General features: G+C 63.6%; 4 protein-coding genes. All 4 read left to right on the top strand.

Annotated features, from left to right (window positions below; translation table 11 throughout):
* The first annotated feature begins 15 nt into the window (after positions 1 to 15).
* On the top strand, positions 16 to 315 hold the full coding sequence (locus AC1DY5_RS54420; RefSeq protein WP_478122493.1) for a sensor histidine kinase: 300 nt from the start codon (positions 16 to 18) through the stop codon (positions 313 to 315).
* 5 nt (positions 316 to 320) lie between these two features.
* The gene (locus tag AC1DY5_RS54415; protein ID WP_478122492.1) at positions 321 to 950 is read left to right on the top strand and encodes a response regulator transcription factor; all 630 of its coding nucleotides are present in this window, start codon (positions 321 to 323) and stop codon (positions 948 to 950) included.
* 89 nt (positions 951 to 1,039) lie between these two features.
* Complete coding sequence (locus AC1DY5_RS54410; protein ID WP_478122491.1) at positions 1,040 to 1,429, top strand: response regulator transcription factor; 390 nt, start codon at positions 1,040 to 1,042, stop codon at positions 1,427 to 1,429.
* The coding region (locus AC1DY5_RS54405) for a hypothetical protein (protein ID WP_478122490.1) at positions 1,426 to 1,728 on the top strand (303 nt) is incomplete at its 3' end. The genes AC1DY5_RS54410 and AC1DY5_RS54405, both read left to right, overlap by 4 nt.

Below are 1,728 nucleotides of genomic sequence, written 5' to 3'. Positions count from 1 at the left end.
GTGCTGTTGAATTTCATGATGAACGGATGCGATGCCATGGACGGCGGCGAGAACTTGCGCAGGCTGCTGGTGCGAACAGGTAGAACCGCAGAGGGCAACGTCGAGTTCTCCGTCGCTGACCACGGGTCGGGAATACCCGCGGCGGATCTCGAGCGGATATTCGATCCCTTTGTCACCAGCAAGCCGCACGGGCTGGGCCTGGGTCTGGCCATTTGCCGATCGATTGCCGAGGCGCATGGTGGCCGGCTGTGGGCTACCAGCAATGCGGATGCAGGTGCCACGCTGCATTGCGAACTGCCGACAAGGCGAGACTGAAGTCCATGGAAGAATTGACGCCCACGGTCTACCTGGTCGACGACGATCCCGACCTGCTGACGGCGATCGAGCGGCTGCTCGAATCCGCTGGATTGAAGGCCGTTGCGTTCTCGTCGCCTCGTCAGTTCCTCGACAACTACGACCCGAAAGCGCCAGGTTGCCTGGTGCTCGATCTCGCGCTGCCGGGGTTGAGCGGCCTGGAGCTGCAACGCGCGCTCGAGCAACAGGCCAGCCCGTTGCCGATTGTCTTTCTCACCGGCCGGGGCGACATCGCTGCGAGCGTCCAGGCGATGAAGCATGGCGCGAAGGACTTTCTGACCAAGCCGGTCAACGACACCGAGTTGATCGCCGCGATTCAGCAGGCGTTGGCCGGCAACCTGGCCCAGCGTCAAGCGAATGTGCAGCGCGAGCGCGTCGCGCAGTGCCTCGCATCGCTGACCGACCGCGAACGGCAGGTTCTCGAGCAGATCGTGGCGGGGAAGCTGAACAAGCAAATCGCTGCCGAGCTCGGCACCGTCGAGAAGACGATCAAGTTCCATCGTGGCAACCTGATGCGCAAGATGGGTGTGCGCGTCGTCGCCGATCTGGTCAAGCTGGCCGAGCGCGCTGGCGTCGGCTCCCCACCCAACACCTGAAGTCGCGCTTTTCGCACCGGCAGCGCGCCAGAAACCTGGACCAAGGTCCAGTTGGATTGAACGCCTGCGCCTGTTAGCGTGATGGCACGATGGAAAGCAACACATCCCTGCTGGCCGTGGTGGACGACGATGCGGATGTGCGCGTGGCCTTGACGCGGCTTGTTTCCTCAGCCGGATTCGCCGTCGAGACCTTCGCATCCGGCGCGGATTTGTTGCGCTCCATCGCGGACCATCAACCGGACTGTCTGGTGCTCGACTTGCATATGCCCGAAATGAGCGGTTTCGACGTCCAGAGCGCGCTTGCCCTCGCGCATGCTGCCGTGCCCGTGGTGGTCATCACGGGGCACGACACGCCCGAGTCGCGCGCACGGGCCCTGCAACTGGGCGCGAAAGCCTATCTGTGCAAGCCTGTCGACGACGCCGCGTTGTTGGCGGCCATCGACAGCGCCATCGGCTCTGTTCGGGGATCTTCGCCATGATCGAATCGGACTTCAGCAGGCTGCGGAAGATCCTCATCTTCGCCTGCGCCGCGGAAGCTGGCACGGGCATCGCTCTCGTGGCCCTCCCTTCGGTTGTCATCGCACTGCTGGTGCGGGCGAAAATCACCGATCTGGCGATGTTGCTCGCCCGAATCCTGGGTGTTGCGCTTCTCGCACTGGGATTGGCGTGCTGGCCGCAACCGCAGCGCGCGCAGCCAAGCTCGGCCGCATTCTGGCCGATGCTGACATACAGCGCCTTTGTCGCCGGGTATTTCGCCTATGTGGGTGCAGTCCTGCAC

The organism is Variovorax sp. P4_D9 (assembly GCF_056401695.1).
The sequence above is the reverse complement of the archived record's forward strand: the minus strand, read 5'-3'. Positions and strand labels throughout refer to the sequence as shown.

What these genes read in the sequence shown, in the direction of transcription:
- AC1DY5_RS54410 (WP_478122491.1), top strand. Translation starts at nt 1,040, where the DNA reads ATGGAAAGCAACACATCCCTGCTGGCCGTGGTGGACGACGATGCGGAT.
- AC1DY5_RS54420 (WP_478122493.1), top strand. Translation starts at nt 16, where the DNA reads ATGATGAACGGATGCGATGCCATGGACGGCGGCGAGAACTTGCGCAGG.
- AC1DY5_RS54415 (WP_478122492.1), top strand. Translation starts at nt 321, where the DNA reads ATGGAAGAATTGACGCCCACGGTCTACCTGGTCGACGACGATCCCGAC.